Below are 22203 nucleotides of genomic sequence, written 5' to 3'. Positions count from 1 at the left end.
AATTGAAATCATATTTGCGAAGAGAGCCCTCTACTGCGTAGCGGACTCTCTTTTATCGATTGGTATACAAATCGGGAATATGGCAGCTCGGCGAGTGCTGCGTTTCTGCAAAACGCAATACTCTGGTATCCCTGTTCCGAAAACGGTGCGAACAGGCAGAAGCGGGGGTATGAAAGATGCACATAAAAGGCACATTGTAACAAGCCGGAAACGCAAGGAGAAAAGAAGTGAACGAAGTCAAACAAGAAAGTGTAAAGCAGTCGCTGGAGGAGAGAAATCGGGGCATCGTTAGAACTTCCGCCATCGGTATCGCCGCCAACATTTTTCTCGCGGCCCTAAAGGCGGTCATCGGAATCGCGTCAAATTCAATCGCCGTAACCCTGGATGCGATCAATAATCTGACCGACGCCCTCTCTTCGGTGATTACGATTATCGGAACCAAGCTCGCGGGAAAACAGCCGGACAAAGAACATCCGATGGGCCACGGACGCATTGAGTACTTAAGTGCTCTTCTGGTCTCTGCACTGGTGCTCTATGCGGGTCTCAGCTCGCTGGTGGAATCCGTCAAGAAGATTCTGCACCCAGAAAAGGCAAGTTATTCTCTGCTGAGTCTCGGCATCATTGCGTCAGCGGTTCTTGTAAAGCTGATGATGGGCAGCTATGTGAAGCGACAGGGAGAAAAACTGAATTCCGCGGCTCTGATTGCCTCCGGTTCCGATGCATCCTTTGACGCTTTGCTCTCCGGCTCGGTGCTTGTTTCGGCCTTGATTTTTCTGTTCACCGGGATTTCCCTCGAGGCCTATGTCGGCGCGCTGCTCTCGGTCGTCATTGTGAAGTCCGGCTATGAGATGATGCAATCCACGCTCGATGAAATACTCGGCAAGCGAGCGGATGCGGCGCTCACACAGAAGATTCGCGCGCTGCTCACGGAGGACAAAGAGGTCATCGGTGCCTACGATCTATTTCTCAATGATTACGGTCCCGATCGCTTTTACGGAACAGTGCATCTGGAACTCCCGGATACGATGACGGTAGAGGAGGTGGATGTACTCTCAAGAAAGCTACAGAAAAAGGTGTTCCGAGCGACGGGCGTTATCATGGTTTCCATCGGTGTTTACGCTTACAATACCAAGGGCGATGCGGCGGCGGAAATGCGCAATGAAGTGCAGAAACTTGCGCTCTCGCACGAGTGGATTTTACAGCTGCACGGGTTTTATGCCGAATTGGATAAAAAATACCTGCGTTTTGATATTGTCGTGGATTTCTCGAAGAGCCCGAAAGAGGCAGCGGAGGCGTTGAAGCAAGAGATAGAGGCGCGTTATCCGGGGTATATCGTGGATATTACCGCCGATGCGGATATTTCCGACTGATAGAATACTTGCATTTTTTCTACACTTCGGGTAAAATGTAATAAATTTGTAAAGATTATAAGCGGAGTCGAGAGGAAGAGCATGAAGAGAAATATGGGTGCGGGAAAAAAAGTTATCACGGCAGTTGTCATCAGCGCTGCGATTTTTGCCGGCAGCTTTGCGGCGCTCGGCGCCAAGAAGAGCGCCTATACCTTCCAGAGCGGCGGCGCAAAGATTACCTGCGGCCAGAGCGCCAAGGGTATTCTCAACGCACTCGGCAAGGCGGATAAGATGATTGTCCAGGAAGCGGTGCAGGGCAACGGCAAGGAGAGAATTTACAGCTTCAAGGGCTTTGAACTCTGTACTTTGAGCGAGAACAACGGCGCACAGAAGGTACAGTCGGTCTGCATTCTCGATAAGAATGTCAGCACCCCGGAGGGCATACGCCTCGGTTCTACGCGCGAGGCGGTTGAGAAGGCCTACGGCACGGGCTGCAAAGAGGACGAGGGCGTGCTCTATTACACGCTCGGCGACACCGAACTCAAGATTTATCTGACCAATGATGTGGTCGACGGCATCGAATATCTGATTGCAGACAAATCATAAGGCGGAAGCGGCGCTCGAAAGGGTGCCGCTTTTTCTGTCCTGCAACAAAATCCAAAAAAAGTTAGCACTCAAACCTTGACACTGCTAACAACAAATGTTATAACTGCTCTTGTTGAGAAGATAAAAACAAAATGCAGTTCATGTTTGGTGAAGGAGGCATTGTATTATGAAGCTGGTACCGTTATTTGACCGTGTCGTGCTGAAGAAGATGGTTGAGGAAGAGACCACCGCATCCGGAATTGTGTTGCCGGGTCAGGGCGACAAGGAGAAGCCGGGTCAGGGCGAGATCATTGCGGTGGGTCCGGGCGGACTTGTGGACGGCAAGGAAGTCAAGATGCAGGTCAAGGCAGGCGACAAGGTTCTGTACTCGAGATATGCGGGTTCCGATGTGGAGCTCGACGGCGTGAAGTATGTCGTGATTAAGCAGAGCGATATCCTTGCGGTGATGGAATAAGAGAGCGGACAGGAGGAGAGTGGAATTATGGCAAAGGAAGTAAAGTTTGGCGTCGAGGCAAGAGAGGCGCTGATTCAGGGTGTCAATGAGCTTGCGAATGCGGTGCGCGTCACCATCGGCCCGAAGGGCAGAAATGTTGTGCTGGACAAGGCTTACGGTGCGCCGCTCATCACGAACGACGGTGTGACAATTGCAAAGGAAATTGAGCTGGAGGATGCGTTCGCAAACATGGGCGCACAGCTCGTCAAGGAAGTTGCGACGAAGACCAACGATGTCGCAGGTGACGGCACGACGACCGCAACCGTTCTCGCGCAGGCGATGATCAACGAGGGCGTGAAGAACATTGCGGCAGGTTCCAACCCGATTGTGCTCCGGAAGGGCATGAAGAAGGCTTGCGACAAGGCTGTCGAGACCATCAAGGAGATGTCTCAGCCGATTTCCGGTAAGAAGCAGATTGCGAGAGTCGCTGCGATTTCCGCTTCGAACGACGAAGTCGGTGAGATGGTCGCGGACGCAATGGAGAAGGTCACGAACAACGGTGTCATCACGATTGAAGAGTCCAAGACCATGAAGACCGAGCTCGATCTGGTCGAGGGCATGCAGTTTGACCGCGGCTATATCTCCGCTTACATGGCAAACGATGTCGAGAAGATGGAGGCGACCCTCGAGGATCCGTACATCCTGATTACCGACAAGAAGATTTCCAACATTCAGGAAGTGCTTCCGCTGCTCGAGGAAGTTGTAAAGAGCGGTGCAAAGCTCCTGATTATCGCAGAGGATGTCGAGGGTGAGGCACTCACGACCCTCATTGTGAACAAGCTTCGCGGCACGTTCAACGTGGTTGCGGTCAAGGCACCGGGCTACGGCGACAGAAGAAAAGAAATGCTGCAGGATATCGCGGTTCTGACCGGCGGTACCGTGATCAGCGAGCAGCTCGGCCTGGAACTGAAGGATGCGAGAATGGCGCAGCTCGGCCGTGCAAAGTCGGTCAAGGTCACGAAGGAGAACACCGTGATTGTGGACGGCCTCGGCAAGAAGGCGGATATTGACGCGAGAACCGCGCAGATTAAGGCGCAGCTCGCAGAGACCACGTCCGAGTTCGACAAGGAGAAGCTCCAGGAGCGCCTGGCAAAGCTCTCCGGCGGTGTCGCGGTGATTCGCGTCGGCGCGGCAACTGAGACCGAGATGAAGGAAGCAAAGCTCCGCATGGAGGATGCACTCAACGCGACCAGAGCAGCAGTCGAAGAGGGCATTGTCGCAGGCGGCGGCACGGCGTATATCAACGCATCGAAGGAAGTACAGAAGCTGGTGGACAGCCTCGAGGGCGATGAGAAGACCGGCGCAAAGATTGTCATGAAGGCACTGGAGGCTCCGCTCTTCTACATTGCGGAGAACGCGGGTCTTGAGGGCGCTGTCATTGTGAACCAGGTCAAGGAGAGCAAGAAGGGCATCGGCTTCGACGCTTACAATGAGGTCTATGTCGACATGGTCAAGGAGGGCATTCTGGATCCAGCAAAGGTGACCAGAACGGCACTCGAGAACGCGACAAGCGTTGCGAGCACCCTGCTCACGACCGAGTCCGCAGTTGCGACCATCAAGGAGCCCCAGGCGGCACCGGCAATGCCGGCAGGCGGCATGGGCGGCATGATGTAAGCAGCCGTTTCGGTACAAAACAAATAAAAACAGCGGGCAGTTCGGAAATTCCGAGCTGCCCGCTGTTTTTGTTTGCCATTCAAAAGAGAGTTTTTTTTATGGTGTGGCTGCAGAATGCGGCTGGGAAATCTGTTCCCTGTATTTTCCGGGCGAGATTCCGATTTCTTTGTGGAATACGGTAATGAAATAGTTGTAATCGGGATAGCCGCAGCGGTAGGCGATTTCTGAAATCGAGAGCCGGGGATTCTCTGTCAGCAACAACTTAGCCTTTTCAAGGCGCATATGCTGAATCTGTTTGGCCGGTCCCCGCCCGTAATTCTGTTTACATAATTCGTAGAGTCGCGTTCTTCCGATTTTGAAGTGGGAAGCAATTTCAGAGGACGTAAGATTTTCTGTGAAATGTTCTTGTAAGAAGGCGTCTAAACTGACGGGAAGTTTCTCTTGGTGGAGAGAGACCATACGTTCCATACATAGATAAATGCCGACCGCTGAGAGAATTTTGGTTGCGGACTTGATGTATTCTTCGGAAGTTAAAGGACGTTCCCAACAAGCCCCTTTCAAGACAGTGTAATCGACGTTCAATTTTTTCGTGTATTCTTTTATTTTTTCCCATCCGTCCTCTCGGTTCCGATAACTGAACACATGGCCGAGAAGTAGGTAGCCTACCACCAAGTTCCCGATGACAAGCGGGGAAATGCTCTCTGTCATGCCGGCATAACATCGATAGGTATAGGTGCTTTTGGTTCTGGCGGCATAGGCACAGGAGCGAGCATCACACTCACGGCATTCGTTGTAGCCGTTCGGAGTGGCGCGCAGTATCCGGCAAAACGAAGGGAGCGACTCCGGATAAGAGGCGAGCTCATGAAAGTTCTCATCAAAAACACAAGTTCGGATTTTGGTCAATGTGTAGAAATCTTTCAGCAAACTATGGAGTTTTACCAGGTCGAATGTTGAAATCATCCTCAAATCCCCCTTTGGTTATTTCTCGTATTATACAATAGCGACGAACAAAAACAAAGTTTTTAGGACGCTTCTGTATATATTAGCGAAGGTTGAGTCAGTAGAATACAAGTACAAGCTTACGGAAACCGGAAAGGAGGATGGTTAAATGTTAATAACATTAAAAGATATGATGGGAATTGCAGAAAAAGAGGGGATAGCGATAGGCGGTTTCAATACGCCGAATCTTGCTTCCTTAGGCGCCGTAATCGGTGCTGCGGAAGAAGAGAACTTACCGGTAATCTTGATGTTTGCGGAGTGTCATGATGAATGGGTATCTTTAGATCTCATCGGACCGGCAATGTTAAAAGCGGCAAGACAAGCAACTGTTCCTGTTTGTGTCCACCTTGATCACGGAGAACATTTAGAGTATTTGAAAAAAGCACTCGAGCTTGGATTTACGGGGATCATGTATGACGGATCCGTATTGCCGTATGAAGAAAATGTAGCGAACACAAAGAAAGCCGTAGAAATGGCACGCGCGCACGGTGCTTCGGTGGAGGCGGAACTGGGCTCCATGGGGAGGCGTGAGTCGGGAGCCGATGATCGAAGCGGAGATTGTGATGAAACGAAGATCTACACAGATCCGGATTTGGCAGCGGAATTTGTCTCCGCTACGGGGATAGATCTTCTGGCGTGTTCGTTTGGCACGACACACGGGATCTACTTAAAAGAGCCTAAATTAGACTTGGGAATTGTTCGTGAAGTGCGTAAAGCTACCGATGACGTACCGGTGGTGATGCACGGTGGCAGCGGAGTGAGCCGAGATGACTATCACGCTGTGATACAGGCCGGCGTCAGAAAAATCAATTACTTCACCTATATGGACAAGGCCGGAGGATCGGGAGCAAAAAAACACCTCGATGGTCTGGCGCCGGATGCACCGCAGTTCTATTCTTCCGTCTTTTTGGCAGCGAGAGATGAAATGAAGGAAAATGTCAGACATGCAATCAGGATGTTCGCATTGAAAGAGTAAAGGCAGGCAGGCACGACCATAAAGTTGTGATTACTGATTCGACGCATGGTGACAAGAGAGTAGGAGGATAGTCATGGACAAGAAGAAAATAACATTTGCACTCGCCTTTTGTAATCGAGGATTCATGCCGGGAGAGCTGATTTACGCTGCGCGTGAGGAGCTGATTCAGGCGGTCCAAAATGCCGGATATGATTATATCGCCATGGATCCGGAGGCAACAAAGTTCGGTGGAATCGAAACCCGAGAAGAAGGTGCCTTATATGCGGAATGGTTGAACAATCATCGGGGACAGTTTGACGGCGTTATTTTCTCAATGCCGATTTTTGCCGATGAAAACGGTGCGATCGCTGCGTTGCAGGATGCCGGAGTTCCCATTCTGATGCAGGCTTATCCGGACGAATTGGACAAAATGGACTTTGCGCATAGAAGAGATGCGTATTGCGGTAAATTTTCGGTGACGGATGTGTTTACGCAGTACGGTGTTCCCTTTACCTGCTTACAGCCGCACGTCGTCCATCCGCTGTCGAGTGCATTTGCAAAGAACCTCAAGGATTTTGCGGCCATCTGTCGTGTCGTGAACGGCATGAAACGGTTCAACATAGGATGTATCGGCGCAAGAACAACGGCTTTCAAAACAGTACGTTTTGACGAAATCACACTTCAAAAATACGGAATCAATGTCGAGTCCTTCGATTTGTCGGAGTTTTTCTTCAAGGTAAGGGAATTGGATGATAACGACCCCGTTGTCAAGAATAAGATTGAGGAGCTAGAGAATTATACGGACTTCAGCAATGTTCCCGAGGCAAATAAGAAGAATCTTGCGAAGTCTGCCGTGGTTCTGGATCGTTACATCGCAAAATACCGTCTGGATGCGCTTGCGCTTCGGTGTTGGAACGAATTTGAACAGGTGTTGCGCATCTGTCCCTGTGTGTTGCTGTCTTACTTAAATGATAAGGGTATCGTGGCTTCCTGCGAGATTGATATGTGCTCGGCATTGATGATGAGAGCAATGTCACTGGCTTCGGAGCAGCCTACAGCTGTTTTGGATTGGAATAACAATTACGGCGATGATCCGGATAAGGTAATCCTCTTCCATTGCGGACCGGTAGCGCAGAGTTTGATGACGGCAAAAGGGCAGGTCACCAATCACAAGATGTTTGATAAGACAGATCCGGGCAGTGGTTGGGGAACGAACGAAGGGCGAATCAAAGCGTTTCCGACAACGATTTCCAACTGTCAGACGAAGGACGGAAAAATTATCACCTATGCTTCCGAGGGGGAATTCACGGCAGACAGAATACCGGAGGAATTCTTTGGATGTGCCGGTGTATGTGAAATTCCCCACTTACAGGATAAGCTGCAAAGGCTTGCATACGGTGGATTTAAACACCACACTTCTGTCGGCGTAGGCCATATGCGTGAAGTACTTCACGAGGCGTTTGTTAATTACCTTCATTACGAATGGGTAGACATAGATCACGGGACTTACTGATTTCTAAGATCTGTTGTACCGAGCGGGATACGAAAGCGCATAGGAGCAAACGAGTGAGAATCTAAGCACAAAGCAGAGGTCGAAAGTCTCGAATGAAATTGAGCTTTCTGTGAGGTGAATATGAAGATTGCCGGGGTTGATATAGGGACAACCGGATGCAAATGCACGGTGTTTGATGATGTCGGAAAGTACTTGGGACGAGCTTATCGTGAGTACCCCGCGAATAGAAGTGACAACGGCCACGAAATTGACGCAGAGCTGGTACGGAAGGCAGTGTTCGAAACCATTGCTGAAATGGCGAAGCAGTTTCCGGATATAGCCGGCATAGGAGTTACGAGCTTTGGTGAAACCTTTGTCATGACCGATGAAAAGGGAATTCCGCTACATAAGGCGATGTTATATACCGATCCCAGAGGGGACAAGCAGAATCAGTCTCTGATTGAGGCACTCGGAAGTCGGCCAATACAGAAGATAACCGGAGTAAAGCCTCATGTCACTTACTCGTTGGCGAAGATGATGTGGGTCAAAGAAAATATGCCTGAAGTTTATAATCGCGCAGCTCACATTTTTTTGATGGAAGATTTTGTGGTTTATCATCTGACGGGTGTTGCGCAAATTGATTACTCATTGGCATCCAGAACGCAGGCCTTTGATATTCGCAATCTATGTTGGAGCAAGGTCATTTTTGATCAGGCCATGATTGATATGGCTAAAATGTCAAAGCCTGTGCCGACAGGGACTCCGGCCGGTGCAGTAAGGGAAGAGACGGCAAAAGAACTTGGGCTAATGCTCGGCACGATGATTGTGAACGCAGCGCATGATCAAGTGGCTGCTGCAATCGGAGCGGGTGTATTTGACGGAAGTGTTGCCGCAGACGGAGCGGGTACGGTCGAATGTATGGTTCCGGTGTATGACAGCCTGCCCGACATGGATGTGATGTATGAGGGGAATTATGCAGTGGTACCCTACGTTGTTCCGGGGAAATATGTTACCTATGCCTATTCATACACGGGCGGAGCGCTGATTCAGTATTGTGTCGATACACTGGCCGACAAAGAAAAAAAGCAGGCAGAAGCAGAAAAAATCTCGGTTTATGAACTCCTGGAGAAACAGTACATCGAAGCAAGAGGGGATGTTCCCGGTAAATTGCTGGTACTGCCTCACTTTGCGGGAGCGGCAACACCGTATATGGATGCCGGTTCAAAAGGTGCCATCCTCGGACTTACCATGGACAGCAAGGTCTTCGATATTTACCGGGGCTGCATGGAAGGCGTGGTGTATGAGATGCTTGTCAATTTCGAACTTCTCAAAAAAAGCGGCGTGGTTTGCAAAAGAATGGCTGCGACAGGAGGCGGAGCAAAATCTCGCACTTGGATGCAGATGAAGGCAAATATCCTGAATATTCCCATTACGGCATTGTCGACTGTGGATGCGGGAACCGTGGGGGCCGTTATGTTGACCGGAATTGCCATAGGTGCCTTTCATGACTTGAAAGATGCGGCAATACATATGGTACAGGAGACGATTACCTATCAGCCGAATGAAGAAATGCACGAATGGTACAGAGGTAAATTTGAGCGCTATGCAAAGCTCTATGATGCGGTAAGACCGCTTGTAGGAGGTGGCGTGTGAACTCTTATATAGGTCATGACAGCCAGCTTTACGGGGTGGAAGAACTCAGACTGATTGGCGGTAAGGGAGACGGGATGCGACTTTATCAGATCCACAACGGAAAGGGACTGGATCTTACCGTTTCACCGGATCGGAATGGAGATATTACGAGACTTCGCTATAAGGGCTTGAACATGAGCTATCTGTCCCCTTCCGGCTACGTTGCTCCTGCCTACTATGACAGTGTGGGAACCAACTGGCTTAGCAGTTTTACGGCGGGGTTTCTCACCACTTGCGGGCTTAATAATGTCGGTACACCGAATACAGATCAGGGAGAGGTTTTACCGTTGCATGGAAGTATCGCCAATCTTCCGGCGGACTACAGTTATTGGACGATAGAAGAGAGAGAGAACGGTACCTGTTTGGTGGTGCACTCCGAGACGAAGGACGAGACTCTGTTTGGCAGGAAGCTGCGCTTGGCGAGAGAAATTAAAGTCAGCACAGACAAGAATGAGTTTTGTATCTGGGATACCATCGTGAATACTGGCGATAAAATCGAGCCTTATGAAATCCTATATCACATGAATATGGGATATCCCCTGTTGGATGAAGATTCCGTGATAGAAATTCGTTCTGCGGAAGTCGTGCCCAGAAACGAGCATGCCGCAACGGAGCTTGCAAAGTGGATGCACATGCAGAGACCGACCGCAGGGTATGAAGAATGCTGTTATTACCACAAATTTGCGGGTAAAGAAGGAAGGGCAAAGATATACCAGCCGAAACTCGGGATTTCTCTGGAGATTTGCTTTGATGCGGAGAAATTGGATGGCTTCGTGGAGTGGAAGATGATGGGCATTCGTGATTATGTCCTGGGACTGGAATGTGGGAACTGTTATCCGGACGGGCGCGATGTGATGCGCAAGGTGGGAATGCTTAAATTCTTAAGTCCGGGAGAGTCAAAGGAGTACGAAGTCCGTATTCGCCTAAAGGATGAATGATGTCAAGTGAAAGCAATCAAAGGCAAAGTAAGTGTATGCAAGTACAAAGCGCAGAGCAGAGCGGAGCGTACGGAGAAATAGAAGGCGTTGGTAAGAAGATAAGTCGAATTTTTCTTGGAACGGCGATAAGTCCTTTTCTGGACGGAAAGGAGGCGGATGTTTTGCTGGATCAAATGTATGCCTTGGGTATCAATGCGTTTGATTCGGCAAGGGGGTATGGATTATCGGAAAGCGTGTTGGGACGATGGGTAAAACATAGGAAGAACCGCGAGGATGTAGTGCTCCTTACAAAATGTGGGAATGCCTCTCCGACAGGCGCAGTTCATATCGACAGAGGCGTAATGACAGATGAGCTCAAACAGTCTTTGAGGGAACTGGGGACAGAGTATGCGGATATTCTGCTTTTGCACCGGGATGATGCGAACACATCGACAGCAGAGTTTCTGGAGACCTTTAACGATTTTGTGAGAGAAGTCATCATCAAGTCTTTCGGCGTATCCAACTGGACTGTAGAGCGTATCCAAGAAGCAAATGCATATGCTGCAAAGCATGGTCTGCGTCCGTTTGCCGTTTCCAGTCCGAATTTCGGGCTGGCGGAGCAGGTAAACGATCCTTGGGGAGGCAACTGTGTCACAATTTCCGGTCAAGGAAACCAAGCGGCGCGAGATTGGTATTCCCGAATGAACATGCCGGTGCTTGCATATTCTGCTTTGGGAAGAGGCTTTTTTTCGGGAAGGTTTGAAGCCGGAGATTATGAAAAGGCCAAGTCGATTCTGGATGCTTATGCGCAGAAGGGATACTTGTACCCAGTGAATATGGAACGACTGGAACGATGCCAAATTTTGGCGGAAAAGCGCAAGTGTTCCGTCGCAGAGATAGCAATGAGTTACATCTTTTCTCACGCAATGAACGTATTTGCGGTTGTATCTACGACGAGCCCGGCCAGGATGAAGCTGAATATCGATTCGTTCAAGCGAAAACTCGATGAGGAAGAGGTACTGTTTCTTGAGTCCGGTGCAAGATAGTCGGTGCTGAGGGAGAGAATGTGGTTCTTCTATGAAAAGGAATGCTCAAAAACTATTTTTTCAAGGAGGGAAAGACACATGAAGGCAAAGAGAATCATCAGTATTGCGACGGCAGCTATCGTTACGGTCGGTTTAGTGGGGTGCGGAAAGTCAACGTCCACAGGATCTTCGTCGGCAACGCAGGCGGCATCTGACCAGAGTCAGACCGCAGGCAGTGCCTCGGGCGGAGGTGTCGCGAATAAGGATAAGCCGATTGCGTGGTTTAACAAACAGCCTTCTAACAGCACAACTGGAGAGTTGGATATGCACGCGCTACACTTTAACGACAAGACCTACTACGTAGGGTTTGATGCCAATCAAGGTGCGGAGCTACAGGGCGAGATGGCGTTAGACTATATCAAAAAACACGCCAAGGATATAGACCGGAACGGAGACGGCATTATCGGATATGTACTTGCCGTCGGTGATATCGGACACAACGACTCACTGGCTCGTACCAGGGGCGTTCGCAAAGCCTTCGGTACCGGTGTAGAAAAGGACGGTCTCATCAATCCCGATCCGATCGGAACCAATACGGACGGAAGTTCGCGTATTGTAAAGGATGGCACCATTAAAGTAGACGGTAAGACCTACGTAATCCGCGAACTGGCTTCCCAGGAAATGAAGAACTCCGCGGGAGCAACGTGGGATGCCGCTACCGCAGGAAATGCCATCATCACTTGGAGCGCTTCTTTCGGCGATCAAATTGATATGGTCGCTTCAAACAATGACGGCATGGGTATGTCCATGTTCAATGCATGGAGCAAGGAGAAAGGTGTTCCGACCTTTGGTTATGACGCGAATGCAGATGCCGTTGCCGCAATTGCGGACGGATATGTAGGGACCATTAGTCAGCACGCAGATGTTCAGGCATACCTGACCCTCCGAGTTCTGCGTAACTCTCTGGATGGCGTGGATATCAGCACCGGCATCAGCAAGCCGGATGAAGAAGGCAATGTTCTTTCCGATGATGTGTATCGTTACGACAAAGAGACTCGCTGTTTCTATGCGCTCAACGTGGCAATTACGAAGGAAAACTATCGTGAACACATGGATTCCACGAAAGTTTACGAGCCGGTCAGCAAACCATTGGATGTATCGAAGCACGCAACCAAAAAGGTGTGGCTATGTATTTACAATGCTGCGGACAACTTCCTGGGGTCCACCTATCAGCCGCTGTTAAAGCAGTATGATGATATTCTGAATCTCGATGTGGAATACATCGGCGGTGACGGACAGACGGAATCGAACATCACGAATCGTTTGGGGAATCCGGATCAGTATGATGCTTTCGCAATCGACATGGTGAAGACGGACAACGCGGCGTCTTATACCGCATTGCTGAGCGAGTAACAGAATAGCAAAAAGAAAGGCTTGCCGGGGAATGCCGGCAAGCCTTTTTCGTCGAACGGAGGAGAACGGAAAATAAAGCGCATGGAAGCGTTACTCCGTTCGGATATTTGATAGCATCGAAAGACTAACCGTACCGCGCATACCGAATGGCTGTGTAAGTGCCGGGATTCAGATTTCTGCCCGCGGTTTTGCCATCATGGACCAGTTGCTGTGGTAGATCACAAAGCCGGGCGGTGCGCCGTTCACCTTTTTCACGTTGCGGCGCTGGAGGTAGTCGATTTCTACCTTGTCCTGATCCCGCCCCTTGGAATAGTAGGCGGCGAGGGCGGCTGCCTCTTCAAAGCAGCGGTCCGGGAGTTCCTGCCCGTTTGCTTTGACAATGACATGGGAGCCCGGCATGCCCTTCGCGTGAAACCACCAGTCGGAACCCGAGGCAACTTTAAAGGTGAGTTCCTCGTTCTGGAAATTGTTCTTGCCGACATAGATATCGAAGCCGTCACTCGAGCGGAAGTGAAGCGGGTGCGACTGAATTTTTTGCGGGCGTTTTCCCTTCGGCGTGCGCTGACGTTTCACATACTGGAAGGCAGCGAGTTCCTCCCGAATTTCGGCGAGATCGCTCTCCTCGGTCGCGAGCTCCAGGGCAGTCAGAACGGAGGAGAGGTGTGCCTCTTCCTGCACGGTTTTTTCAAGCTCCTGACCGACCGCAAGCTCGGTGCGCTTTAACTTGGCGTAGCGGTCAAAATATTTTTTGGCATTCTCGGCCGGCGTTAGGTTTTTGTCGAGCGGAATCCGAAGCGGCTTGTTGTCATCGTAAAAGTTTTCGGCGACAAAGGAGTCGGCACCCGCTGTCACCTGAAAGGCGTAGGTATTCAGAAGGTCACCGTAGACGCGGTACTTCTCCTTTTTCTGACTGTCCGCGAGTTGTTTTTCCTGCAAAATACGCTTTCGCTGGCTGCGCTCTAAATGGTTCTGGACAAGGCGGCGGAGATCCGAGGATTTTTGCCGCATGCGGGCGCTCTCCGCGCGGAGCGAATAGTAGGAATAGAGAAGCTCGCTCATCGAGTCATAGGCGCGTGCAGAGAGCCCTTCGGCTTCGAGCATTGCGAGCGGCAGCGCGGCAAATTCGGCGGGAAGTTCATCCTTGACATACATGACGGGAGAAAACTGTCCGTTTCGGACCTTTTCGATGACACTGTCAAAAGTCGCAAAGAGTCGCGCCTTTTCTTCGGGCTGCAAATCAGAAAAAACGGCGCGCGGATCAAGTGAAGCGCGGTACAGGATGTCCTGGGAAGCCAGCGAAGAGATGCCGGAGAAAGCGGCCGAGAGGGCGCGGTCCAGGGGAAGACCGCGCGCCGCGGCGAGTGCGGCGGCAAAGGTCTCTTCTGTGAGCGAGAGCGGATTGGTTTTTTGCAATTTCTCGGGGACAAAGTAGGGGCGGCCCGGCAGCACTTCGCGGAGCGAGCTCACACTGGCGGGGACGCGGCGCATGCTGTCCAGGATGACATTATTTTCATCGGTAAAGATAATGTTCGAATACTTGCCCATGAGCTCTACATAGAGGGCGCGCGGCGCGATGTCTCCGAGCTCATTGAGTTGTGTCGTCTCAATGCGGACAATGCGCTCCAGCCCCAGCTGTTCGATTGCGGTGATTTTGCCGGAGCCGATGTGTTTCCGGAGTAACATTGCAAAGCCGGGCGCCGTGAGCGGACTCGGCTTATTCTCCCGCTGCAGATAGAGGAGCGGAAGGGCCGCCTCGCAGGAAATCAGGAGACGGTGCTGAGCCGCATTGTTTTTAATGGTCAGAAGGAGCTCATTGTTCTCGGGCATCGCGATTTTCTGGATATGCCCGCCGAGCAGAGTGCGTCGCAACTCTTGAACGAGTGCGGCAATGACAATACCGTCTAAAGCCATAGTTTTTCCTTTCTGTAATCGGATATTTATCAGCGTAAAAACCCAAAAATGAAGGCCTGCAAGGGAAATATACTTGCAAACTTTTGAGAAATGCGGTAAGGTAAATCACGCTTTCTTGCTATAGGAGCTATTTCGCATTTTTTCGCGGAAATTACAATACTTTTTGAGAGGAATGCAATCACATGGCGTCAAATTTAGTGATCGTAGAGTCACCTGCGAAGGTGAAGACAATTAAAAAGTTTTTGGGATCCAATTATGTGGTGGACGCGAGCCAGGGACATGTCCGCGACCTCCCGAAATCACAACTCGGTATCGATGTCGAGCACGGATATGAACCAAAGTATATCACAATTCGCGGAAAAGGCGATGTACTTGCAAAACTTCGGAAAGAAGTGAAGAAAGCGGACAAGATTTATCTTGCAACGGACCCGGATCGCGAAGGAGAGGCCATCAGCTGGCATCTGCAAAAAGCGCTGAAACTGGAGGAGACAGGGAAAAAGGTATACCGCATTACGTTCAATGAAATTACAAAGAACGCTGTTCGCGAGAGCATCAAGCATCCGAGAGAGATTGATATGGATCTGGTTGATGCACAGCAGACGCGCCGCATCTTGGACCGCATGGTGGGCTACAGCATAAGCCCCCTGCTCTGGGCGAAGGTGAAGCGCGGGCTCTCCGCCGGCAGAGTGCAGTCGGTCGCGCTTCGTATGATATGCGACCGCGAGGCGGAAATCGAGGCGTTCGTGCCGAAAGAGTACTGGTCCCTCGAAGCCATCACGCACGCAGCGGGTGGCAAAAAGCCTCTGAAGGCGCGCTACTACGGGGTCGGCAAGGAAAAGGTGGAACTTCACAGCGAGGCGGAGTGTCTTTCAGTCATCAAGGACTGCGAGGGCAAGCCGCTCCTCGTACAGGAAATCAAAAAGAGTGAGCGGAGCCGGAAGGCGCCATTGCCCTTTACCACTTCGACTTTGCAGCAGGAAGCATCAAAACGCCTGAATTTCTCGACGCAAAAGACCATGCGCATCGCGCAGCAGCTCTACGAGGGCGTCGAGGTCGAGGGCAGAGGTACCATCGCACTGATTACCTATCTGAGAACCGACAGCACGCGTGTCGCCGAAGAGGCGGATGCAGCGGCGCGGACTTATATCCGTGAGAACTACGGTGAAGCGTATGTCGCCGCCGAGCGGAAGGAAAAACAGGGCGGGCAGAAGATTCAAGATGCCCACGAGGCCATTCGCCCGATTGACATCACGCTAACACCGGCGACGGTAAAAGCCTCGCTGTCCCGCGACCAGTTCCGTCTCTATCAGCTGATCTGGAAGCGCTTTGCGGCGGGACGCATGCAGGAGGCGGTCTATGCCTCCACTTCGGTCAAACTGATCTGCGGCGAGCACCGCTTTTCGCTCTCCGGTTCTTCGCTCAAGTTCTCGGGCTTCATGGAAGTCTACAGCGACAGCGAGGAGGAAGAGGAGGAGAAGCCGGATGTAGCGCTCTTAAAGCTCAGCGAGGGCGAGGAACTTGCGCTCGAGAGCTTTGACAAGGAGCGACATTTTACGCAGCCGCCGGCGCATTACACCGAGGCAAGTCTGGTTCGCGCGATGGAGGAACAGGGCATCGGTCGCCCGAGTACTTATGCACCGACCATCACGACGATACTGGCGCGGCGCTATGTGATCAAAGAGCAGAAAAACCTCTATGTCACGGAGCTCGGTCAGGTTGTAAACCGCATGATGGTGAAGTCGTTTCCGGTCATCGTGGAACCGCAGTTCACGGCGAATTTGGAACGCTTGCTTGACTCGGTCGGAGAGGGTAAAATGAATTGGAAGACTGTCGTTGAGAATTTTTATCCGGATCTCAACGCAGCCGTCAAGCAGGCGGAAAAAGAGCTGGAGAGCGTAAAAATCGCAGACGAAGAAAGTGATGTCGACTGTGAGCTCTGCGGCAGACGCATGGTAATCAAGTATGGACCTCACGGCAAGTTTCTCGCGTGTCCGGGTTTTCCGGAGTGCCGGAATACGAAACCCTATCTCGAAAAGATCGGGGTCAAATGTCCGAAGTGCGGCGGCGAGCTGGTACGCAAGAGAACGAAGAAGGGACGCATTTACTACGGCTGCGAAAACAATCCGACCTGTGAGTTTATGAGTTGGGCCAAGCCGTCGGAGAAGCGTTGCCCGAAGTGCGGTGGGTATATGACAGAGAGAGGCAATAAGCTGGTCTGCGCCGATGAGGCGTGCGGTTACAGCGAGGTGCTCGGAAAGGAGGACAAGGGCTGAAAAGTTTAATTGCAGCAAAGAAATAACAACCGGGTTAATGACATACGAGGAGAGACATCATGAGCGTGCAATTACTTGACAAAACCAGAAAGATAAACCAGTTGCTGCAAAACGGCAGAAACATGAAGGTAAAGTTCAGCGACATTCTGACAGTGCTGAGCAATGTCCTGGACGGCAGTACCTTGGTTATCAGCAAGAAAGGTAAGATTCTTGGTACAGGTGGTATCGGCGGGGGAGAGAAAGAAGAGTTTTGCGGTCTCCTGTCAGGCAAGGTAGGCAGTTTTGCCGATCCGTTGTTGAACGAGCGGCTGCTTGCTATTTTGTCGACCAAGGAGAATGTGAATCTGGAAACACTGGGATTTGCGCGCGAGGTGGTACAGAACCGCCAGGCGCTTGTTACACCGATCTACATTGCAGGTGAGCGTCTTGGAACTTTGATGGCATACAAGGAAGCGGCCTTCACCATTGACGATATCATCGTGAGCGAATATACCGCGACGGTTATCGGCATGGCGATGCGCCAGAGCGTGAACGAAGAATATCAGGAAGAGGCGAGAAAACTCCAGATTGTGCGCGGGGCAATTCAGACTTTGAGTTTTTCCGAGCTCGAAGCAGTCACGCACATCTTCAGCGAGCTGAATGGGACCGAGGGCGTCCTGGTCGCGAGCAAGATCGCAGACCGGGTCGGCATCACCCGCTCCGTAATCGTAAATGCACTCCGGAAGTTTGAGAGCGCGGGCGTCATTGAGAGCCGCTCAAGCGGTATGCGGGGTACCTACATCAAAATTTTGAATGACGCGGTCTTCGACGAGGTCGCTGCCTATCAGGAGGAGAACGGCAAGCGGCGGACAGCTGCCGCAAAGCGATAAAATCCTTTTGCAATATGGCAAAAAAAGTGATAAAGTAAGATAGTTACGGGATTTTTCCCAGACAACACGTCGGCCGAGGCGTGCGCCGGGTGCTGCGAGAGCGGTGGCGTGCGCCGAAAGGCCGGCGGAAGAACAACCCTCAGGAGGAAAAAAACATGGGCGTAGTATCAATGAAGCAGCTTTTAGAGGCGGGTGTGCACTTCGGTCACCAGACGAGACGCTGGAACCCCAAGATGGCACCGTACATCTACACGGAGAGAAACGGCATCCACATCATTGACCTGCAGAAGACGGTCGGCATGGTGGATGATGCTTACAAGGCAGTCATGGACATTGCTGCTGCGGGCGGCACGATTCTCTTTGTCGGCACGAAGAAGCAGGCGCAGGATGCCATCAAGGAAGAGGCAGAGCGCTGCGGCCAGTTCTATGTGAACGAGAGATGGCTCGGTGGTATGCTCACCAACTTCAAGACCATTCAGTCCAGAGTTAAGAGACTGCGCCAGATCGAGGAGATGAGCCAGGACGGCACCTTCGACCGCCTTCCGAAGAAGGAAGTGACGGAGCTCAAGAAGGAGCTCGAAAAGCTCGAGAAGAATCTCGGCGGCATCAAGGATATGAAGAAGATCCCGGACGCAATCGTGATCATCGACCCGAAGAAGGAGCACATCTGCGTCACGGAAGCACATAAGCTGAACATCCCGCTGATCGGCATTGCGGATACGAACTCGGATCCGGAAGAGCTGACCTATGTGATCCCGGGCAACGATGATGCAATCCGCGCGGTGAGACTCATTGTCTCCAAGCTCGCAGACGCTGTTGTCGAGGCACACCAGGGTGAGGAGAACCGCAGCGAGGAAGTCGCAGAGGGTGATGACACGGCTACAGGCGCAATCAAGGCGGCAATCGAAGCAAACGCGCGATAAGCAAGCAGGCGAGAGGAGAGAAAAAATGGGTGCAATTACAGCGGCAATGGTAAAAGAGCTCAGAGAGCTCACCGGCGCAGGCATGATGGACAGCAAGAAGGCTCTCGCGGCAGTTGAGGGCGATATGGAAAAGGCAATCGAGTTTCTTCGCGAGAAGGGACTCGCAGGCGCGCAGAAGAAGGCGAGCCGCATCGCAGCCGAGGGTATAGTTGCTGTGCTTGTCAGCGAGGACGGCAAGAAGGGCGTTGCGGTCGAGGTGAACGCAGAGACCGACTTCGTCGCGAAGAACGAGAAGTTCAGAACCTATGTCGGCGAGGTCGCACAGCAGGCGCTGAACACCAATGCAACGGACCTCGAGGGCTTCCTCGCAGAGCCGTGGACGGCAGATCCGTCGCTCACGGTCAAGGAAGAACTCTCCTCGATGATTTCCGTAATCGGTGAGAAGCTTGACATCCGTCGCTTCCGTCAGCTCAAGGAGGAGAACGGTTTCGTTGAGTCCTATGTCCACGCGGGCGGAAAAATCGGCGTTCTCCTTGCGGTCGAGACCGATGTCGTGAACGATGCGGTCAGAGAGATGGCGAAGAATGTCGCAATGCAGGTCGCAGCGCTGAAGCCGCTCTACACGAGCGATGCCGAGGTCGATGCGGACTACCTCGAGAAGGAGAGAGAGATTCTCGCAGCGCAGATTAAGAATGACCCGAAGATGGCGAACAAGCCGGAGAAGGTCATTGAGGGCGCAGTGCAGGGCCGTCTCCAGAAGGAGCTGAAGGAAATCTGCCTTCTGGATCAGGTCTATGTCAAGGCTGAGGACGGCAAGCAGAATGTCGCTTCTTATGTGGCTTCGGTCGCAAAGGCAAATCAGGCGCACATCACAATCAAAACCTTTGTCCGCTATGAGACCGGCGAAGGTCTTGAGCACAAGAGCGAGAACTTTGCGGAAGAAGTCGCAAAGCAGATGCAGGGCTAATTCGAGCTCGCGTTGCACTTCGTTTCCCGGACGGGTAACTTCACCGCCGGACTGTCGTATTCAAACTACGGCAGTTCGGCGGTTTTTTGTTGCGGATTCCGGAGGATGCGTGCTTCGAAAGCGAAGAGCTTGAAGAGGCAGAGTCTGCGGCGGAGCCCCGGACTGCTTCGGCCGAAACGGCGACGGAAAGTACGATGGTTTCGAATAAGGATGGGGGGAAAAGCCGAAACGGCGGAAGCACAGTCCGTTGCGGAGACACTTGTGTTGAATCGTGAGGGATTTAAAATTACTGCGAAAGAACTGGATGTGAACGAAAGCTTGGGACCTGTCCTCAAACTGCTGATTGAAAATGAGACGAATCAAAATGTGACGGTACAGATTCGTGATATGAGCGTAAACGGCTACATGATTTCGCCGCTGATGTCCTCGATGATCGATAAGGGTGAAACGAAGGAAGATGTGATCGGGTTTTCTTCCCGTGAGTTAAAGCTTAGCGGCATTTACCACCTTTGCAGAGCTTGCGTTTCGCTTCCATGTGTATGACGCGGATATAATGGAAATTCGATGACAGCGGGGACTTGGCGTATGAGGGAGACGGCGTCAAGCTTGTTTTCCGAACGAGGATTCTCTTATCCGGTTGATGGGTTCCGTTCTGATAGAGCAGAACAGTCTGAGCCAATCGGGGAAGGTTATCTTCCAAAAGGAGTCCTATGAGGCTTTGTTGACTTCAGATGTTCAAGAGAAACTTTTGATGATTGCAAAGGACAGGCGACTATGCCGGCTGCCTGATGCAACTTATACCTGAAGGTAATTTACACACAAATATGGACTTGACCGGAGCCGGAAGGAACTGACCGAAGTGCGGCGCGATAAAATAGGCCTTGTGTTTCAACAGTTTCACCTTGTGAACTACCTGACTGCGCTCGAAAATGTTATGATGGCACAGTATTACCACTCGACATCTGCCAAACCAGCTCTCGGGCGGTGAGCAGCAGCGAGTCTGCATTGCCCGCGCCCTGATCAATCATCCGGCACTGCTCCTTGCGGACGAGCCGACCGGAAACCTTGACGAGAAGAACGAGTATCTTGTCATGGATATCTTCGAGAAGCTTCACAATGCAGGAAGCTCCATCATCGTTGTGACACATGACCCGGAAGTCGGCGACGAGGCGGAGAGAATGATTGTGCCGGAGCACGGACGCATTGCCCGCGAGGAGAAGAAAAAGCGGCAGAGACCTGTCATTGCGGAATAAAGGAGGAAAACAAAGATGAAAAAGAGAATTGTACTGTTCGCGGCACTGATGCTGCTTAGCCTTGCGGCCTGCGGTAAGAAGGAGAACGCGGAAAGCAAGTCCGCGGAAAGACAGGGCACGGAGAGCACGGCTGTGGCGAGCAAGACCGCGGAGAGTAAGACCGCCGAGAGGAAGACCCCGGAGAGTAAGACCGCAGCGGGCTACAAGGACGGAACGTACAGCGGAGAGGCTGAGGTCAAGGAAGTCGGCGGGACCATAAAGCTCGAGCTTGTGGTTTCGGGCGGGAAAATTACGAGTATAGATATGCAGAATCTGGACCGTGAGGGCAAGGAAAAGGGTCAGGACTACGGAAAGAGCGAGCCTATGAATCAGGGGCTTTATAGCATTGCGCAGAATTCGATTCTGGGCACCGATAAGTACCCTTCCCGCCTGATCGAGAGTCAGGATCCGGACCAAATAGACGCTGTGAGCGGCGCGACACTCTCCCGCGATGCTTTTGTTCAGGCGGCTAAGGCTGCACTGGACAGCGCAAAGTAAGGAGTCTTAGTGAATGCAGGATGAAAAGTGGCTCAATGCGCGGGGGCTCGCGCCTTGCAGTGCCCTACTTTCTCTTCGCAAGTGGGAGAGAGCGGGATATGAAAGCCTCCTGTAAGATTTTCTTCACAAATCCTTCGTCTGTCGTACACGCTTTTTGACACTGTCTGTGGTAGAATCAGAGCGTTCGACGGTACGGAGGATTTTTCATGCAAATCTGGATGCAACTCATGCAGTGGATTCACCATATGACCCCTTGGGCCGCGGTTGGGATGGCAGCGCTCGAATCGCTGTTTCCGCCGATTCCGCTGACGGCGGTCGTCGCGGCGAATGTGGCGGCGTTCGGCGCTGTCTTCGGCTTTCTGTACAGCTGGATCGGTAGTGCCGTCGGCAGCGCGCTCGTCTTTTTTGCGGTGCGCGCCGTCGCGGGACTGCCAGCGGTCCGGCGTTTTCTCGGGCGAGACAAGATAGAAAAGGCGAGAAAACTGATCGGAGGCCTGAAGCCGCTCGCCCTGTTTTTCATTATCATGTTGCCGTTTACGCCGTCGTCCTTCGTGAATTTTGCCTGCGGTGTGAGCCACTATCGGGGACGGCGTTATCTCGCCGTCATGCTGCCCGCAAAGGCCGTCATGGTGGCTTCGCTTTCCCTGCTCGGTGAGAGCTTGCAGCGGGCGGCAAATCCGCTCTGGATTGCGGCGGCGCTACTTTTACTTCTGCTACTATATCTGATTTCCAAATGGGTGACAAAGCACCATCATCTGGAGGATGAAAAAATCCAAAAAAAACGAGAAAAAATTTGAAAAACGCTTGACGCCCTGATACAGGAATGGTATAGTACACAAGCTTGCTCATGAGGGCGAGCCAAGAACCTTGAAAATCAAAGATCAGACAGTACAAACAACCCTGAAATCTCTGTGA

Annotated in this window: 20 protein-coding genes; 18 read left to right on the top strand and 2 right to left on the bottom strand. The window is 51.7% G+C overall.

The annotated features are described in order from the left end of the window. The first annotated feature begins 227 nt into the window (after positions 1 to 227). The 4 genes from ACO4XG_RS04855 (at position 228) to groL (ending at position 4062) form a co-directional block, all read left to right on the top strand. Positions 228 to 1370, top strand: coding sequence for a cation diffusion facilitator family transporter (locus ACO4XG_RS04855; protein WP_308508380.1), 1143 nt, complete (start codon positions 228 to 230; stop codon positions 1368 to 1370). 81 nt (positions 1371 to 1451) lie between these two features. Next, complete coding sequence (locus tag ACO4XG_RS04850; protein WP_308508381.1) at positions 1452 to 1955, top strand: hypothetical protein; 504 nt, start codon at positions 1452 to 1454, stop codon at positions 1953 to 1955. Between the two features lie 166 nt (positions 1956 to 2121). Further along, positions 2122 to 2409 carry a co-chaperone GroES gene (locus ACO4XG_RS04845; RefSeq protein WP_009533715.1) on the top strand — a complete coding sequence of 96 codons (288 nt, stop codon included), beginning with the start codon at positions 2122 to 2124 and terminating at the stop codon, positions 2407 to 2409. A 27-nt stretch (positions 2410 to 2436) separates the two neighbouring features. After that, a complete protein-coding gene (groL, locus tag ACO4XG_RS04840; protein WP_308508382.1) occupies positions 2437 to 4062 on the top strand; it encodes a chaperonin GroEL in 1626 nt (541 codons plus the stop codon). Between the two features lie 96 nt (positions 4063 to 4158). On the opposite strand, the gene ACO4XG_RS04835 is transcribed toward groL, so the two are convergent. Further along, positions 4159 to 5022: a PocR ligand-binding domain-containing protein gene (locus tag ACO4XG_RS04835; RefSeq protein ID WP_308508383.1), complete on the bottom strand. Its 864-nt coding sequence runs from the start codon at positions 5020 to 5022 to the stop codon at positions 4159 to 4161. Positions 5023 to 5170: 148 nt separating this feature from the next. On the opposite strand from ACO4XG_RS04835, the gene ACO4XG_RS04830 reads away from it, so the two are divergent. The 6 genes from ACO4XG_RS04830 (at position 5171) to ACO4XG_RS04805 (ending at position 12555) form a co-directional block, all read left to right on the top strand. Continuing rightward, a complete protein-coding gene (locus ACO4XG_RS04830) occupies positions 5171 to 6037 on the top strand; it encodes a class II fructose-bisphosphate aldolase (RefSeq protein WP_308508384.1) in 867 nt (288 codons plus the stop codon). A 73-nt stretch (positions 6038 to 6110) separates the two neighbouring features. Continuing rightward, complete coding sequence (locus ACO4XG_RS04825) at positions 6111 to 7529, top strand: L-fucose/L-arabinose isomerase family protein (RefSeq protein ID WP_308508385.1); 1419 nt, start codon at positions 6111 to 6113, stop codon at positions 7527 to 7529. 120 nt (positions 7530 to 7649) lie between these two features. Then, positions 7650 to 9161, top strand: a complete 1512-nt coding sequence (locus ACO4XG_RS04820; protein WP_308508386.1) for an FGGY-family carbohydrate kinase — start codon at positions 7650 to 7652, stop codon at positions 9159 to 9161. Continuing rightward, positions 9158 to 10138, top strand: coding sequence for an aldose 1-epimerase family protein (locus ACO4XG_RS04815; protein WP_308508387.1), 981 nt, complete (start codon positions 9158 to 9160; stop codon positions 10136 to 10138). The genes ACO4XG_RS04820 and ACO4XG_RS04815 overlap by 4 nt, the downstream gene beginning before the upstream one ends. Then, positions 10138 to 11163, top strand: coding sequence for an aldo/keto reductase (locus ACO4XG_RS04810; RefSeq protein WP_308508388.1), 1026 nt, complete (start codon positions 10138 to 10140; stop codon positions 11161 to 11163). The genes ACO4XG_RS04815 and ACO4XG_RS04810 overlap by 1 nt, the downstream gene beginning before the upstream one ends. 78 nt (positions 11164 to 11241) lie before the next feature. Beyond that, positions 11242 to 12555 (top strand): substrate-binding domain-containing protein, encoded by a 1314-nt coding sequence (locus tag ACO4XG_RS04805; protein ID WP_308508389.1) that lies wholly within the window; start codon positions 11242 to 11244, stop codon positions 12553 to 12555. 168 nt (positions 12556 to 12723) lie between these two features. On the opposite strand, the gene ACO4XG_RS04800 is transcribed toward ACO4XG_RS04805, so the two are convergent. Continuing rightward, positions 12724 to 14466 (bottom strand): Rqc2 family fibronectin-binding protein, encoded by a 1743-nt coding sequence (locus ACO4XG_RS04800; RefSeq protein ID WP_308508390.1) that lies wholly within the window; start codon positions 14464 to 14466, stop codon positions 12724 to 12726. Between the two features lie 182 nt (positions 14467 to 14648). Here ACO4XG_RS04800 and topA point away from each other — a divergent pair, with 182 nt between their 5' ends. From topA to ACO4XG_RS04760, 8 genes are all read left to right on the top strand, one after another. After that, complete coding sequence (gene topA / locus ACO4XG_RS04795) at positions 14649 to 16739, top strand: type I DNA topoisomerase (RefSeq protein ID WP_308508391.1); 2091 nt, start codon at positions 14649 to 14651, stop codon at positions 16737 to 16739. Between the two features lie 59 nt (positions 16740 to 16798). Continuing rightward, complete coding sequence (gene codY, locus ACO4XG_RS04790; protein WP_308508392.1) at positions 16799 to 17608, top strand: GTP-sensing pleiotropic transcriptional regulator CodY; 810 nt, start codon at positions 16799 to 16801, stop codon at positions 17606 to 17608. Between the two features lie 155 nt (positions 17609 to 17763). Further along, on the top strand, positions 17764 to 18531 hold the full coding sequence (rpsB, locus tag ACO4XG_RS04785) for a 30S ribosomal protein S2 (RefSeq protein ID WP_308508393.1): 768 nt from the start codon (positions 17764 to 17766) through the stop codon (positions 18529 to 18531). 25 nt (positions 18532 to 18556) lie between these two features. After that, positions 18557 to 19498: a translation elongation factor Ts gene (tsf, locus tag ACO4XG_RS04780; RefSeq protein ID WP_308508394.1), complete on the top strand. Its 942-nt coding sequence runs from the start codon at positions 18557 to 18559 to the stop codon at positions 19496 to 19498. A gap of 264 nt (positions 19499 to 19762) precedes the next feature. After that, positions 19763 to 20041: a hypothetical protein gene (locus ACO4XG_RS04775; protein ID WP_308508395.1), complete on the top strand. Its 279-nt coding sequence runs from the start codon at positions 19763 to 19765 to the stop codon at positions 20039 to 20041. Positions 20042 to 20502: 461 nt separating this feature from the next. After that, on the top strand, positions 20503 to 20751 hold the full coding sequence (locus tag ACO4XG_RS04770) for a hypothetical protein (RefSeq protein ID WP_330670120.1): 249 nt from the start codon (positions 20503 to 20505) through the stop codon (positions 20749 to 20751). A 15-nt stretch (positions 20752 to 20766) separates the two neighbouring features. Beyond that, a complete protein-coding gene (locus ACO4XG_RS04765) occupies positions 20767 to 21288 on the top strand; it encodes an FMN-binding protein (RefSeq protein WP_308508396.1) in 522 nt (173 codons plus the stop codon). Positions 21289 to 21494: 206 nt separating this feature from the next. Beyond that, on the top strand, positions 21495 to 22085 hold the full coding sequence (locus ACO4XG_RS04760) for a TVP38/TMEM64 family protein (RefSeq protein ID WP_308508397.1): 591 nt from the start codon (positions 21495 to 21497) through the stop codon (positions 22083 to 22085). Positions 22086 to 22203: the final 118 nt, after the last annotated feature.

The sequence above is a fragment of the Stomatobaculum sp. genome (assembly GCF_057248925.1).
The sequence above is the reverse complement of the archived record's forward strand: the minus strand, read 5'-3'. Positions and strand labels throughout refer to the sequence as shown.